The 13,486-nt window shown below is 73.8% G+C and carries 9 protein-coding genes; 8 read left to right on the top strand and 1 reads right to left on the bottom strand.

All coding sequences use genetic code 11. The features are described from left to right. Positions 1 to 228 precede the first annotated feature (228 nt). Positions 229 to 1,479 carry a signal recognition particle-docking protein FtsY gene (gene ftsY / locus ACIP37_RS29635; protein WP_363585731.1) on the top strand — a complete coding sequence of 417 codons (1,251 nt, stop codon included), beginning with the start codon at positions 229 to 231 and terminating at the stop codon, positions 1,477 to 1,479. A gap of 159 nt (positions 1,480 to 1,638) precedes the next feature. On the opposite strand, the gene ACIP37_RS29630 is transcribed toward ftsY, so the two are convergent. Further along, on the bottom strand, positions 1,639 to 2,316 hold the full coding sequence (locus tag ACIP37_RS29630; RefSeq protein WP_400806218.1) for a bifunctional DNA primase/polymerase: 678 nt from the start codon (positions 2,314 to 2,316) through the stop codon (positions 1,639 to 1,641). A gap of 604 nt (positions 2,317 to 2,920) precedes the next feature. Here ACIP37_RS29630 and ACIP37_RS29625 point away from each other — a divergent pair. The 7 genes from ACIP37_RS29625 (at position 2,921) to ftsH (ending at position 13,475) form a co-directional block, all read left to right on the top strand. Then, positions 2,921 to 4,375 (top strand): hypothetical protein, encoded by a 1,455-nt coding sequence (locus ACIP37_RS29625; protein ID WP_350882914.1) that lies wholly within the window; start codon positions 2,921 to 2,923, stop codon positions 4,373 to 4,375. A gap of 309 nt (positions 4,376 to 4,684) precedes the next feature. After that, complete coding sequence (locus ACIP37_RS29620; protein ID WP_400806215.1) at positions 4,685 to 6,121, top strand: ammonium transporter; 1,437 nt, start codon at positions 4,685 to 4,687, stop codon at positions 6,119 to 6,121. Next, the gene (locus tag ACIP37_RS29615; RefSeq protein WP_063347683.1) at positions 6,118 to 6,456 is read left to right on the top strand and encodes a P-II family nitrogen regulator; all 339 of its coding nucleotides are present in this window, start codon (positions 6,118 to 6,120) and stop codon (positions 6,454 to 6,456) included. The genes ACIP37_RS29620 and ACIP37_RS29615 overlap by 4 nt, the downstream gene beginning before the upstream one ends. A gap of 203 nt (positions 6,457 to 6,659) precedes the next feature. Further along, complete coding sequence (locus tag ACIP37_RS29610; RefSeq protein ID WP_400806211.1) at positions 6,660 to 9,083, top strand: [protein-PII] uridylyltransferase; 2,424 nt, start codon at positions 6,660 to 6,662, stop codon at positions 9,081 to 9,083. Between the two features lie 187 nt (positions 9,084 to 9,270). Further along, on the top strand, positions 9,271 to 10,836 hold the full coding sequence (gene ffh, locus ACIP37_RS29605; protein WP_400806480.1) for a signal recognition particle protein: 1,566 nt from the start codon (positions 9,271 to 9,273) through the stop codon (positions 10,834 to 10,836). 59 nt (positions 10,837 to 10,895) lie between these two features. Next, a complete protein-coding gene (locus ACIP37_RS29600) occupies positions 10,896 to 11,438 on the top strand; it encodes a GNAT family protein (protein WP_363375916.1) in 543 nt (180 codons plus the stop codon). A gap of 93 nt (positions 11,439 to 11,531) precedes the next feature. Then, positions 11,532 to 13,475 (top strand): ATP-dependent zinc metalloprotease FtsH, encoded by a 1,944-nt coding sequence (gene ftsH, locus ACIP37_RS29595; RefSeq protein WP_400844764.1) that lies wholly within the window; start codon positions 11,532 to 11,534, stop codon positions 13,473 to 13,475. The last annotated feature ends 11 nt before the right edge of the window (positions 13,476 to 13,486 follow it).

Genomic DNA, 13,486 nt, shown 5'->3' with positions numbered 1-13,486 from the left:
GGCCCGGGCAGATGCTCCCGGACGCTCCGATCACGGATACTGGAGCGGTTGTGACTCCTCCCCCTCGCTCGCGAGGGGGCTTCTCGTTCAGCCGTTTGACGACCTCATGACGGCCAAGCCCTGACCGGTGCCGCACGGCACAGCGGTCAGCGTAAGGGAGGCGGCGACGCTCCGTGCGTCGGTGACCGAAGGATCACTCTGTCGTGGGATCCCGAGAAGGAGATTTATGTGGAATACGTGATCCTTGCCGTAGTCATCGCCGTGGTCGCCATCGGCGCGATCGCCGGCCTCGTCGTTTCCGGCAGACGACGCCAGCAACTGCCCCCGAAGTCGCAGTCGCCGGTCATCACGGCGCCGCCGACCACCCCGCAGGAGCCCCAGGTCGGCGAGGAGGCCGCGCCGCCGACCGAGGAGCCCCGCCGCACCGTCGAGGAGGTGCAGCTCCCCGAGACCGAGGCTCCGACCGAAGCCTCGACCGGAGCCCCGGCGACGGCCCCGACCGAGGTCGAGGTCGAGGCCGCCGAGGCCGAGACGGCACCCGCCGTCGAGGTCCCCGAGCCCACCGCGGGCCGACTGGTCCGGCTGCGCTCCCGGCTCTCCCGCTCGCAGAACTCGCTCGGCAAGGGCCTGCTCTCGCTGCTCTCCCGCGAGCACCTGGACGAGGACACCTGGGAGGAGATCGAGGAGACCCTGCTGACCGCCGACGTCGGCGTGGCCCCCACCCAGGAGCTGGTCGAGCGGCTGCGCACCCGGGTGAAGGTGCTCGGCACCCGCACGCCCGACGAACTGCGCGCGCTGCTGCGCGAGGAGCTCGTCGAGCTGATCGGCAAGGACTCCGACCGCACCGTCCGCTCCACCAAGCACGCGGAGGGGCCGGCCGTGGTCCTGGTGGTCGGCGTCAACGGCGTCGGCAAGACCACCACCACCGGCAAGCTCGCCCGCGTCCTGGTCGCCGACGGCCGCAAGGTGGTGCTCGGCGCCGCCGACACCTTCCGGGCCGCCGCCGCCGACCAGCTGCAGACCTGGGGCGAGCGGGTCGGTGCGCGCACCGTGCGCGGCCCGGAGGGCGGTGACCCGGCCTCGATCGCGTTCGACGCGGTCAAGGAGGGCATCGCCGAGGGCGCCGACACCGTGCTGGTGGACACCGCCGGCCGGCTGCACACCAAGACCGGCCTGATGGACGAGCTGGGCAAGGTCAAGCGGGTCGTCGAGAAGCACGGCCCGGTGGACGAGGTGCTGCTGGTGCTGGACGCCACCACCGGCCAGAACGGCCTGATCCAGGCCCGGGTGTTCGCCGAGGTGGTCGACATCACCGGCATCGTGCTGACCAAGCTGGACGGCACCGCCAAGGGCGGCATCGTGGTCGCGGTCCAGCGCGACCTGGGCGTGCCGGTCAAGCTGGTCGGCCTGGGCGAGGGTGCGGACGACCTGGCGCCGTTCGAGCCGGGCGCGTTCGTGGACGCGCTGATCGGGGACTGAGGCCCCGTACGCACGAAGGGTCCGCTCCGCGAGGGGCGGGCCCTTTCGCGTTGCCGCCCGGGGGCCGGCGGGGTGCCCGGGACCGGAGGAGCGTGCCGAGGCGGAGGAGCGCGCCGAGCTGGAGGGGCGCACGCCGAGACGTGCGGGGCGCGCGGAGGCCTACGAGGCGAGCCAGGCAGGTTCGGCGGTGCGCTCGCGGCCGCGGTGGCAGGCGTAGGCGAGGGTGCCGAGCAGCAGCCGGGCCTCGGGCGGGCAGCCGGCGTTGTCGCGGGTGGGGCGGCGCAGCCAGCGGACCGGGCCGAGCGCGCCGAGCACGGTGGGCGGGGCGGCGACGTAGCTGCCCTCGCCGTGGCAGGTGAGGTCGAGCGCGGCGTCGTCCCAGCCCATCCGGTAGAGCAGGTCGGGCAGTCGGCGGGCGGCGCCGACGGCGACCAGGAACTGCAGCCGGCCGGTGGGCGGGGCGAGCACCGGGCCGACCTGGGTGCCCATCCGCTCCAGCCGGACCAGCGCCTGTAGTCCGGCCTGCTCGGGGACGTCCAGGACGTCGAAGGCGCGGCCGGTGGGGAACAGCACCGAGCCCCCGGCGCCCGCTTCCCGGGACCGGTCCTCGCCGCCCGGTACGGGATGCAGGCCGGGCGCGGCGCAGCGGTCGGAGCCGCAGGGACAGCGGGTCGGGGCGGTGGCGGAGCCGGCCGGGGCGCCGGTGGCGACCGTCCAGCCCCAGCGGCCGGTGTACTCCGCGGCGGCTTGGGACGCGGTGACCTTGGTGCGGCGGCGCGCGCCCAGCGGCGTCAACCGCAGGTGTCCCAGTCGAAGTTCGCCGAACAGGTTGTCCATGCCTCCCCCAACAGGTTCCCGTCGCCGATGGTTACGGGATGGTGACTGTGTGTTGATTGTCCGTTGCGTGGTGCGTTGTGCGGTGGCGGCGTGCAGCGCCCGGTGTGCGCCTGTCGTGGTGGTGCGCCTCGGGCGCCGCCTTGTGGCTGGCGGCACCGATGCCGGATCGTGGGGTGGGCGAGGCGGCCGCCGATCAGGGTGGGCGTCGAACTCGCCTGTGACTGCGGTGGGTTGCCGGGGCTGCCGGGTTTCGCCGGAGGCCTTGGCGGCCCGCATATGCCGGGCCGTCGGACTTCCTAGTGAAGCGCGTGGGCCGTGGCTTCGGTTCACTCGTGGGGGTGGCGAAAGGTGGCGTTTCGCCAGGGCCGCTCCCGTGGGCGCCGCGCGGGGCATTACGTTCAGCACACGGACGTCATCGTGGAATCGACTCCGGTCCGCCAGGGCGCGGGAGTTGGGAATCTGACGGTCCGTCCGTAACGATGGCACACCAGTGCGAGAGCGTGGTACGGCGACACCTCAGGCACGGTACGTCTGGCAAGGGCCCGAAACCGTCGGGCGTCACGATCGGGGCCCCGAGGGGGCCGGGCGGGATGGGGACGTTCCCATGGCAGAGAAGCAACCCAACGAGAAGCTGACCACCTGGTTCGCCCGCAGCGGCTGGTCCAAGGGCGAGTTGGCCCGTCAGGTCAACCGACGGGCCCGGCAGATCGGTGCCCACCACGTGTCCACCGACACCTCGCGGGTGCGCCGATGGCTCGACGGCGAACAGCCCCGCGAGCCGATTCCCAAGATCATGTCGGAGCTCTTCTCCGAGCGCTTCGGCTCGGTGGTCTCGATCGAGGACCTCGGCCTGCGCGCCGCGATCCCGGTCTCCACCGTGGGCGGCGGCGTCGACCTGCCGTGGAGCGCGCCGCAGACCGTCCAGCTGATCAGCGACTACTCCCGCAGCGACCTGATGCTCAACCGCCGGGGCTTCCTCGGCACCTCGCTCGCGCTGACCGCCGGCGCCGCGCTGATCGAGCCGATGCAGCGCTGGCTCACCCCCGGCCCGACCGGCGCCCCCACCCCGATCCTCGCCGCGGCCAACGGCGGAGATCCGTTCACCGGCCGGCTGTCCGAGCCCGAGCTCGAACTGCTGGAGCAGACCACGGTCATGTTCCGGCAGTGGGACGCGCAGAACGGCGGCGGGCTGCGCCGCAAGGCCGTCGTCGGCCAGCTCCACGAGGTCACCGACCTGCTCCAGGAGACGTACAACGAGAACACCACCCGGCGGCTGTTCCGGCTCACCGCCGAGCTCGCCCACCTGGCCGGGTGGATGTCGTACGACGTCGGGATGCACCCGAGCGCGCAGAAGTACTACGTGCTGGCCCTGCACGCCGCCAAGGAGGCCGGGGACCGCCCGTTCGGCGCACTCATCCTCACCGACATGAGCCGCCAGATGATCCACCTCAACCGGGGCGAGGACGCCCTGGAGCTGATCCACCTGGCGCAGTACGGCAGCCGGGACACCGCCAGCGCGCGCCAGCAGTCCCTGCTGTACGCGATGGAGGCGCGCGCCTACGCCACCATCGGCGAGGTGAACCGCTGCGCCCGGGCCGTCCGGCTGGCCGAGGACACCTTCACCGACATCCGCGAGGGGGAGGAGGAGCCGGACTGGCTGAAGTTCTTCTCGCCGGCCGAGCTGAACGCCGAGAACGCGCACTCCTTCCGCGACCTCGCGTACCACTCCGACAACGCCCAGCTGTACGCCTCGATGTCCGCGCCGGTGATGGAGCGCGCGGTCGACCTGTTCCGCCAGGACGGCGACCACGTGCGCTCGTACGCCTTCAACCTGATCGGCATGGCCAGCGTCCACCTGTTGCAGCGGGAGGCCGAGCAGGCCGCGGTGATGGCCGAGCAGGCGGTGGACATCGCCACCAAGGTGCGCTCGGAGCGGCTGAACTCCCGGGTCCGCAAGACCACCGAGGCCGCGGCCGCCCGGTTCAAGGGCGTGGACGCGGTGAGCCGGCTCAAGGAGCGCGTCGTCCAGGACATCCCCGAGTACGTCTCGGTGGTCTGAGCACCCCGAGCCCGTGGGCCGCGGATCCGGCCCGAGGACCCCGCCGACCGTGACGGCCGCCGCCGCCACGGTCGGTGGCCGTCGTGCCACCGGCCGTCCCGTTCGGCGGCACGGTAACCCGTTCGGCCCTGTGGCACGGCCGTCGTTCACGAAGGTGTAACCCGCGCGTCGTACGCGTCACGGCCGCGAAACAACGGGCCGCACTGGCCGAAACCAGCCTTCGGCACTCTCCTCTTCATCGCCGACACCCCGGGTGGCACGGGACGGGTAATCCGGGTTTGGATCGGCTTCCACGCAGAGGAGACGCCGATGCCGGACGGCTTCAGCGCGGGCGACACCGCCTTCGTGCTCATCAGTGCGGCCCTGGTCATGGTGATGACCCCGGGCCTGGCCTTCTTCTACGGGGGCATGGTCAGGGCCAAGAGCACCCTGAACATGCTGGCGATGAGCTTCCTCTCGCTCGGCATAGTCAGCGTGCTCTGGGTCCTCTACGGGTACTCGCTCAGCTTCGGACCCGACTCCTTCGCCGGCCTCATCGGCAACCTGGACTTCCTCGGGATGCGCGGCATCGGCCTGAACGACCTCACCGGGACCATCCCGGTCACCGCGTTCGCCACCTTCCAGCTGATGTTCGCGATCATCACCCCGGCGCTGATCAGCGGCGCGATCGCGGACCGGGCCAAGTTCGGCGCCTGGGGCCTGTTCATCGCACTCTGGGTGACCGTCGTCTACTTCCCGGTCGCGCACTGGGTGTTCTTCTTCGACGGCGGCCACGGCGGCTGGCTGGGCGACCGCAACGGCGTGATCGACTTCGCCGGCGGCACGGCCGTGCACATCAACGCGGGCGTGGCCGGCCTCGCGCTCTGCCTGGTGCTGGGCAAGCGGGTCGGCTTCAAGAAGGACCCGATGCGCCCGCACAGCCTGCCGCTGGTGATGCTCGGCTCCGGGCTGCTGTGGTTCGGCTGGTTCGGCTTCAACGCGGGCTCGGCGCTGGCCGCCAACGGCGTCGCCGCGATGGCGATGGTCAACACCCAGGTCGCCACCGGTGCGGCGCTGGTCGGCTGGCTGGTCTACGAGAAGCTCAGGCACGGCGCGTTCACCACGCTGGGCGCCGCCTCCGGCGCGGTGTCCGGCCTGGTCGCGATCACCCCGGCCTGCGGCTCGGTCAGCCCGCTGGGCGCGGTGGCGATCGGCCTGATCGCCGGCGCGGTCTGCGCCGCCGCGGTCAGCCTCAAGTACCGCCTCGGCTTCGACGACTCGCTCGACGTGGTCGGCGTGCACGCGGTGGGCGGCGCGATCGGCTCGCTGCTGATCGGCCTGTTCGCCACCGGCGGGGTCGGCCAGACCGCCAAGGGCCTGTTCTACGGCGGCGGGCCGGCGCAGCTCGGCAAGCAGGCGATGGGCGTGGCCGTGGTCGCCGCGTACTCCTTCGTCCTCTCCTGGCTGCTGGCGAAGGCGATCGACAGGACGGTCGGCTTCCGGGTCGCCGAGGAGATCGAGGTGGGCGGCATCGACCAGGCCGAACACGCCGAGTCCGCCTACGATTTCAGCGCGGTGGGCGCGGGCCTGGCGCGGGCCCTGCCGGGCCTGGTCGGCGCCGCGGCGGCCGCGAGGTCCGCGGAGAGGGCCGCCGCCGGGAAGGCCGCCGCCGAGCCCTCCGTCGAGCCAGCCGCCACGGCCGCCGGGAAGGCCGCCGACACGACCACCGCCGAGCCCACCGAGAAGACCGAGGTCGACGCCCGATGAAGCTCATCACCGCCGTGATCAAGCCGTACCGCCTGGACGAGGTGAAGGCCGCCCTACAGGCCTTCGGGGTGCACGGGCTGACCGTCACCGAGGCCAGCGGCTACGGCCGCCAGCGCGGCCACACCGAGGTCTACCGGGGCGCCGAGTACACCGTGGACCTGGTCCCCAAGGTCAGAATCGAGGTGCTGGTCGAGGACGAGGACGCCGACGAGCTGATCGAGGTCCTGGTGAAGGCCGCCCGGACCGGCAAGATCGGCGACGGCAAGGTCTGGAGCGTCCCGGTCGACACCGCCGTCCGGGTCCGGACCGGAGAGCGCGGGCCGGACGCCCTCTGAGGGCTCTTCGCCGAGGGCCCTTCGTCGAGGGCCCTGAACCGTAGGACGCGCCGCAGGCGGGCCCGCCGTCCCCGAGGGGTCGCGGGTCCGCCGACGGCGCATCGGCGCCAGGCCGCCCGGGCCGTCCGCAGATCTCCCATCGGCCGCCCGCAGGCCGTCCGGCGCCGCCCGCTCAACCGCACGACGGACGGGACCAAAACGCCATGACCACCGAGACCAGCCCTCCCGACTACGGCGCCGCCCGGGCCGCGCTGCTCGCCGGCCCCGGCCCGGCCGGGCGGCCCCGCCGCGCGGCTCTCGCCCGGCTCACCGACGACTGGCTGGCCGGTCTGCTCGCGGCCGCCGGCGGCCCGCCCGGCGTCGCGCTGGTCGCGGTCGGCGGCTACGGGCGCGGCGAGCTGTCCCCGCGCAGCGACCTCGACGTCCTGCTGCTGCACGACGGCCGGCTCGACCCCGACCTGCCCGAGCGGATCTGGTACCCGGTCTGGGACGCGGGCGCCGCGCTCGACCACTCGGTGCGCACCGTCGCCGAGGCCCGGTCCGTCGCCGCCGCAGACCTCAAGGCCCAGCTCGGCCTGCTGGACGCCCGCCACCTTGCCGGGGACCAGGAGCTCACCGCCGCCCTGCGCTCCGCCGTGCTCACCGACTGGCGCGCGAGCGCCCCCGCGCGCCTGCCGGAACTGCGCGACCTCGGGCGGGAGCGGGCCGAGCGGCACGGCGAGCTGTCGTTCCTGCTGGAGCCCGACCTCAAGGAGGCCCGCGGCGGCCTGCGCGACGCCGTCGCGCTCAAGGCCGTCGCCGCCACCTGGCTCGCCGACGCCCCCCGGGACGGCCTGGACGCCGCCGCGCTGCGGCTCGCCGACGTCCGCGACGCGCTGCACCTGGCCACCGGCCGGGCCACCGAGCGGCTCGGCCTCCAGGACCAGGACCAGGTCGCCGAACGGCTCGGCGTGCTGGACGCCGACACCCTGCTGCGCCAGGTCTACGAGGCCGCCCGCACCGTCGCCTACGCGAGTGACGTCACCTGGCGGGCGGTGGAGCGGGTGCTCGCCGCCCGGTCCGGCCGGGGCCGCCGGGCCGCCCGGCTGGCCTTCCCGTTCACCGGCGCCGGGCGCGGCGCGGGCGCGGTGGCCCGGGGCGCGGTCGCGCGCCGGCCGCTCGCCGAGGGCGTGGTCGAGCAGGACGGCGAGGCGGTGCTCGCCCAGGGTGCCCGCCCGGCCGCCGACCCGGTGCTGCCGCTGCGCGCCGCGGCCGCCGCCGCGCAGAACGGGCTCACCGTCTCGTACGCGACGGTGCGCCGGCTGGCTGCCGAGTGCCGCCCGCTGCCGGTGCCCTGGCCGGACGAGGCGCGCGAGCAACTGGTCACCCTGCTGGGCGCGGGCGAGGCGGCCGTCCCGGTGTGGGAGGCGCTGGAGGCGGAGGGACTGGTCACCCGGCTGCTGCCGGACTGGGAGCGGGTGCGCTGCCGTCCGCAGCGCAACGCCGTGCACCGCTGGACGGTGGACCGGCACCTGGTGGAGACGGCGGTGCGGGCCGCGGCGATGACCCGCCGGGTGGCCCGGCCGGACCTCCTGCTGGTCGCCGCGCTGCTGCACGACATCGGCAAGGGCTGGCCCGGCGACCACAGCGAGGCCGGCGAGGTCATCGTCCGGGACGTCGCCGCCCGGATGGGCTTCGGCCCCGAGGACACCGAGACCCTGGCGGTGCTGGTCCGCCACCACCTGACCCTGGTCGACACCGCGACCCGACGGGACCCGGACGACCCGGCCACCGTCGAGGCGATCACCAAGGTGGTCGGCACCGCGGCCCAGCTGGAGCTGCTGCACGTGCTCACCGAGGCGGACGCGCTGGCCACCGGCCCGGCCGCGTGGAGCGGCTGGCGGGCCTCGCTGGTGGACGGCCTGGCGGCCCGGGTCGCCGCCCGGCTGGCCGGCGCCTACGCCGCGCCCGTGGAGACCGCGCCGACCGCCGCGCAGGAACGGCTCGCGGTGGAGGCCGCCCGGACCGGCGGACCCGCCCTGTCGCTGCTGGCGCGGTCCGAGGGGGCGGAGCCGGGCGCCGAGCCGATGGGCGTCGAGCTGACCCTGGCCGTCCCGGACCGGCCCGGACTGCTCGGCACCGTCGCCGGGGTGCTCGCGCTGCACCGGCTGGCCGTCCGCTCGGCCGGTCTGCGCGAGCTGGACCCGATCGGCGCCGGCCCGGTGCTGCTGCTGTCCTGGCGGGTGGCCGCCGAGTTCGGCGAGCTGCCGGAGGCCGCCCGGCTGCGGGCCGACCTGCGCCGGGCGCTGGACGGCTCGCTGGACGTCGCGCGCCGGCTGGCCGAGCGGGACGCCGCCGCCCCGCGCCGCCGGGGCATCCCCACCCCGCCGCCGGTGGTCGCGGTGGCGCCTGCGGTGGCCTCGGCGACCGCGACCGTCCTGGAGGTCCGCGCGCACGACGCGCCGGGGCTGCTGCACCGGATCGGCCGGGCGCTGGACGGGGCGGGCGTGCGGGTGCGGACGGCGCACGTCTCGACGCTGGGCGCGGAGGCCGTCGACTCCTTCTACCTGACCGACGGGGAGGGGCGGTCGCTCTCCGCCGGGCGGGCCGGGGAGGTGGCGGCGGCGGTTCGGGCGGCGCTGGGCTGAGCCGTACCGGGGGCCTTCGGGGCTCGCCGGGGTGCGGTTCCGCCGGGTTCCGCCGGGGCCCGCCGGCGCCTGCCGAGGTCCGTTCCGAGGTCGTGGCAACCCGGGTGGAGACCGTACCCGGGGCGGCCGGATACCCTGGGGGGCGACGACCGTACCGATACCGATGCCGCAGAGGACCCGCGACGACGTGTTCGACACTCTTTCCGATCGCCTCGCAGCGACGTTCAAGAACCTCCGGGGCAAGGGCCGCCTGAGCGAGGCGGACATCGACGCCACCGCCCGCGAGATCCGCATCGCGCTGCTGGAGGCGGACGTCGCGCTGCCGGTCGTGCGGGCCTTCATCAAGCAGGTCAAGGAGCGGGCGGCCGGCGCCGAGGTCTCGGGCGCGCTCAACCCCGCGCAGCAGATCATCAAGATCGTCAACGAGGAGCTCATCGCGATCCTCGGTGGCGAGACCCGCCGGGTCCGGTTCGCCAAGAACGGCCCGACGGTGATCATGCTCGCCGGTCTGCAGGGTGCCGGTAAGACCACCCTCGCGGGCAAGCTCGGCCACTGGCTGAAGAGCCAGAAGCACACCCCGCTGCTGGTCGCCTGCGACCTCCAGCGGCCCAACGCCGTCAACCAGCTCCAGGTGGTCGCCGACCGCGCCGGCGTGGCCTTCTACGGCCCGCAGCCGGGCAACGGCGTCGGCGACCCGGTGCAGGTGGCCAAGGACTCGATCGAGTACGCCAAGCAGAAGCAGTACGACGTCGTCGTCGTCGACACCGCCGGACGCCTGGGCATCGACGCCGAGCTGATGCAGCAGGCCGCGGACATCCGCGCCGCGGTCAACCCGGACGAGGTCCTGTTCGTCGTCGACGCGATGATCGGCCAGGACGCGGTCACCACCGCGCAGGCCTTCCTCGACGGCGTCGACTTCACCGGTGTCGTGCTCTCCAAGCTCGACGGCGACGCCCGCGGCGGTGCCGCCCTGTCGGTCGCCCACGTCACCGGCCAGCAGATCATGTTCGCCTCCAACGGCGAGAAGGTCGACGACTTCGACGCCTTCCACCCCGACCGGATGGCCTCGCGCATCCTCGGCATGGGTGACGTCCTCTCGCTGATCGAGAAGGCCGAGCAGACCTTCTCGCAGGAGGAGGCCGAGAAGATCGCCGCCAAGCTGCGCGGCGGTCCGAAGGCGTTCACCCTGGACGACTTCCTGTCGCAGCTGGAGCAGGTCCAGAAGATGGGCTCGATCTCCAAGCTGCTGGGGATGCTGCCCGGGATGGGCCAGATCCGCGACCAGATCAACAACATCGACGACAAGGACGTCAACCGGGTCGGCGCGATCATCAAGTCGATGACCCCGGCCGAGCGCGCCGAGCCGGAGCTGATCAACGGCTCCCGCCGGGCCCGCATCGCCAAGGGCTCGGGTGTCCAGGTCGGCGAGGTGAAGAACCTGGTCGAGCGGTTCTTCGACGCCCGCAAGATGATGTCCGCGATGGCCTCCGGCAAGGGCGTGCCCGGCATGCCGGGGATCCCGGGCATGGGCGGCGGCGCCAAGAAGTCCGGCAAGAAGGCCCCGCAGGCCAAGGGCAAGCGCAAGAGCGGCAACCCGCTCAAGCGGGCGCAGGAGGAGGCCGCGGCCGCCCAGCGCCGCGCGCTCGGCCCGGGCGGCGACCAGGACCCGGCCGGCGGCGGCGCGTTCGGCCTCGGTGCGGGCAAGGGCCCGGCCGACTTCGAGCTGCCCAAGGAGTTCAAGGACCTGCTGTAGACCGGTCCGTCGTTCGAGCGGCCCGCCGTCCGGGACCTTCCGGGCGGCGGGCCGCTCGCATGCCCGATGATGGTGGTGTGCGAGTGACGATCAGGGCCCCGCGGGCCGAGGACAAGGACGTGTACGCCGAGGCGGTCCGACGGTCCGCCGACCACATCGGGCGGTGGAACCCGGTCGAGCCGGACGGCCTGGCCGAACTGCTGGACCGCCAGGGGCCGGGCCTGCGCACCTTCCTGATCGTCGACCGGGACACCGGCGGGCTGGTCGGCAAGGTGAACGTCGCCAACATCGTGATGGGCCGGTTCTGCAACGGCGCGCTGGGCTACGACGCGTACCTGCCGTTCGCCGGCACCGGGCGGATGACGGAGGGGCTGCGGCTGGTCCTGGACCGCTGCTTCGCCCCGCAGTCGGCCGGCGGGCTGGGCCTGCACCGGCTGGAGATCAACGTGCAGCCGGACAACGAGCGGTCGGTCGCGATGGCCAAGCGGCTGGGCTTCCGGCACGAGGGCTTCACCCCCCGGATGCTGTTCCTCCAGGGCGACTGGCGGGACCACGAGCGGTTCGCGCTGACCGCCGAGGAGTGGCCGGGCGCGGAGGCGTAGCCACGGGCGGGGCCCCGTCGCGGCTGGTCAGGGGCATGCTCGGCGCGGCGTTTCGGGTGGCTCGCCCGAGCCCGCGTCCGTATCGTCCGATGGGTGACCGAACCCGTGCCGCCGCGCCAGACCCCCGACCAGCCCTGGCGGTCCGAGGGCGCCCCGCCCCCGCCGCCGCCCCGCCGCCGGATGCCCGGCGGCTGGATGGGACTCGCCCTCACCGCGCTCGTGGTGTTCCTGATCTCCGACCTGCTGCTGTCCTTCTTCGGCAACGCCGGCGCCACCACGATCTCCTACACCGAGTTCAACAACCAGCTGAACAAGGGCAACATCACCAAGATCTACTCCAAGGGCGACGCGATCGAGGGCACCCTCAAGAGCGCCCAGCCCAAACCGGACGGCGGCAAGGGCGACTACACCGACTTCGCCACCCAGCGGCCGTCCTTCGCCAACGACAACCTGTGGACCACGCTGCAGCAGCAGGGCGTCGAGGTCACCGCCACCTCCCCGGTGGTCCAGCAGCGCAGCTTCCTCGCCAACCTGCTGATCTCGCTGGCCCCCATGGTGCTGCTGATCCTGATCTGGGTGCTGCTCGCCCGCCGGATGGCCAGCGGGCTGGGCGCCGGCGCGCTCGGCCGCAAGGCCCCGCCCAAGCCGGTCACCGCCGACCAGGGCAAGCGCACCACCTTCGCCGACGTGGCCGGCATCGACGAGGTCGAGGCCGAACTCACCGAGGTGGTCGACTTCCTGAAGAACCCGCAGCAGTACCGCAGGCTCGGCGCCAAGATGCCGCGCGGCGTGCTGCTGAGCGGCCCGCCCGGGACGGGCAAGACCCTGCTCGCCAGGGCCGTCGCCGGCGAGGCGGACGTGCCGTTCTTCTCCGCCTCCGCCTCCGAGTTCATCGAGATGATCGTCGGCGTCGGCGCCAGCCGGGTCCGTGAACTGTTCGCCGAGGCCCGCAAGGTCGCCCCGGCGATCATCTTCATCGACGAGATCGACACCATCGGCCGCCAGCGCGGCGCGGGCGGCGGCATGGGCGGGCACGACGAGCGCGAGCAGACGCTCAACCAGATCCTCACCGAGATGGACGGCTTCACCGGCTCCGAGGGCGTCATCGTGATCGCCGCGACCAACCGCGCGGACGTGCTCGACCCGGCGCTGCTGCGCCCCGGCCGGTTCGACCGGCGGATCACCGTCAGCCCGCCCGACCGGGACGGCCGCGCCGCCATCCTGCGCATCCACACCCGGACCGTCCCGCTGGCCGGCGACGCCGACCTCACCCGGCTGGCCAAGGTCACCCCCGGGATGACCGGCGCCGAACTCGCCAACCTGGTCAACGAGGCCGCCCTGCTGGCCGTCAAGCGCAAGCAGGACGCGGTGAACGAGCGGGACCTCTCGGACGCCCTGGAGAAGGTCCAGCTCGGCGCCGTCCGGCCGCTGGTGATGCCGCAGGAGGAGCGCGAGCGCACGGCCTACCACGAGAGCGGGCACGCGCTGCTGGGCATGCTGCAGCCCGGCGCCGACCCCGTCCGCAAGATCACCATCGTGCCGCGCGGCCGGGCGCTCGGCGTGACCCTGTCCACTCCGGAGAACGACCGCTACTCGTACACCGAGCCCTACCTGCGCGGCCGGATCATCGGCGCGCTCGGCGGGATGGCGGCCGAGCAGGTGGTCTACGGGGTGATCACCACCGGGGCGGAGAGCGACCTGGAGCAGGTCACCAACATCGCCCGCGGGATGGCCGGCCGGTGGGGGATGAGCGAGCGGGTCGGGCGGCTGACCGCGGTGCCCGCCGACCCGCAGGGCGCCTACGGGCTCTCCGCCGCGCCGACCACCCTCGACGCGGTGGACGAGGAGGCCCGGCGGATCGTCGCCGAGTGCTACGAGGACGCGGTGCGGCTGCTGACCGAGCAGCGGGCCCGGCTGGACGCGCTGGCGGCGGCGCTGCTGGAGGGGGAGACGCTGGACGAGGAGCAGGCGTACCGGGCGGCCGGGGTGCCGCGGAAGGGCTCCGGCTCCGACCAGAAGTCGCTCGACCAGGCGTGAACCGGCGGGCC

This window comes from Kitasatospora sp. NPDC088861 (assembly GCF_044750105.1).
Lineage (GTDB): Bacteria > Actinomycetota > Actinomycetes > Streptomycetales > Streptomycetaceae > Kitasatospora.
This window is presented reverse-complemented; position numbering and strand designations above follow the sequence as displayed.

Coding starts and splice junctions, on each gene's coding strand:
- ACIP37_RS29630 (WP_400806218.1), bottom strand. CDS start 2,316: ATGGACAACCTGTTCGGCGAACTTCGACTGGGACACCTGCGGTTGACG.
- ACIP37_RS29625 (WP_350882914.1), top strand. CDS start 2,921: ATGGCAGAGAAGCAACCCAACGAGAAGCTGACCACCTGGTTCGCCCGC.
- ACIP37_RS29620 (WP_400806215.1), top strand. CDS start 4,685: ATGCCGGACGGCTTCAGCGCGGGCGACACCGCCTTCGTGCTCATCAGT.
- ACIP37_RS29615 (WP_063347683.1), top strand. CDS start 6,118: ATGAAGCTCATCACCGCCGTGATCAAGCCGTACCGCCTGGACGAGGTG.
- ACIP37_RS29610 (WP_400806211.1), top strand. CDS start 6,660: ATGACCACCGAGACCAGCCCTCCCGACTACGGCGCCGCCCGGGCCGCG.
- ACIP37_RS29600 (WP_363375916.1), top strand. CDS start 10,896: ATGCCCGATGATGGTGGTGTGCGAGTGACGATCAGGGCCCCGCGGGCC.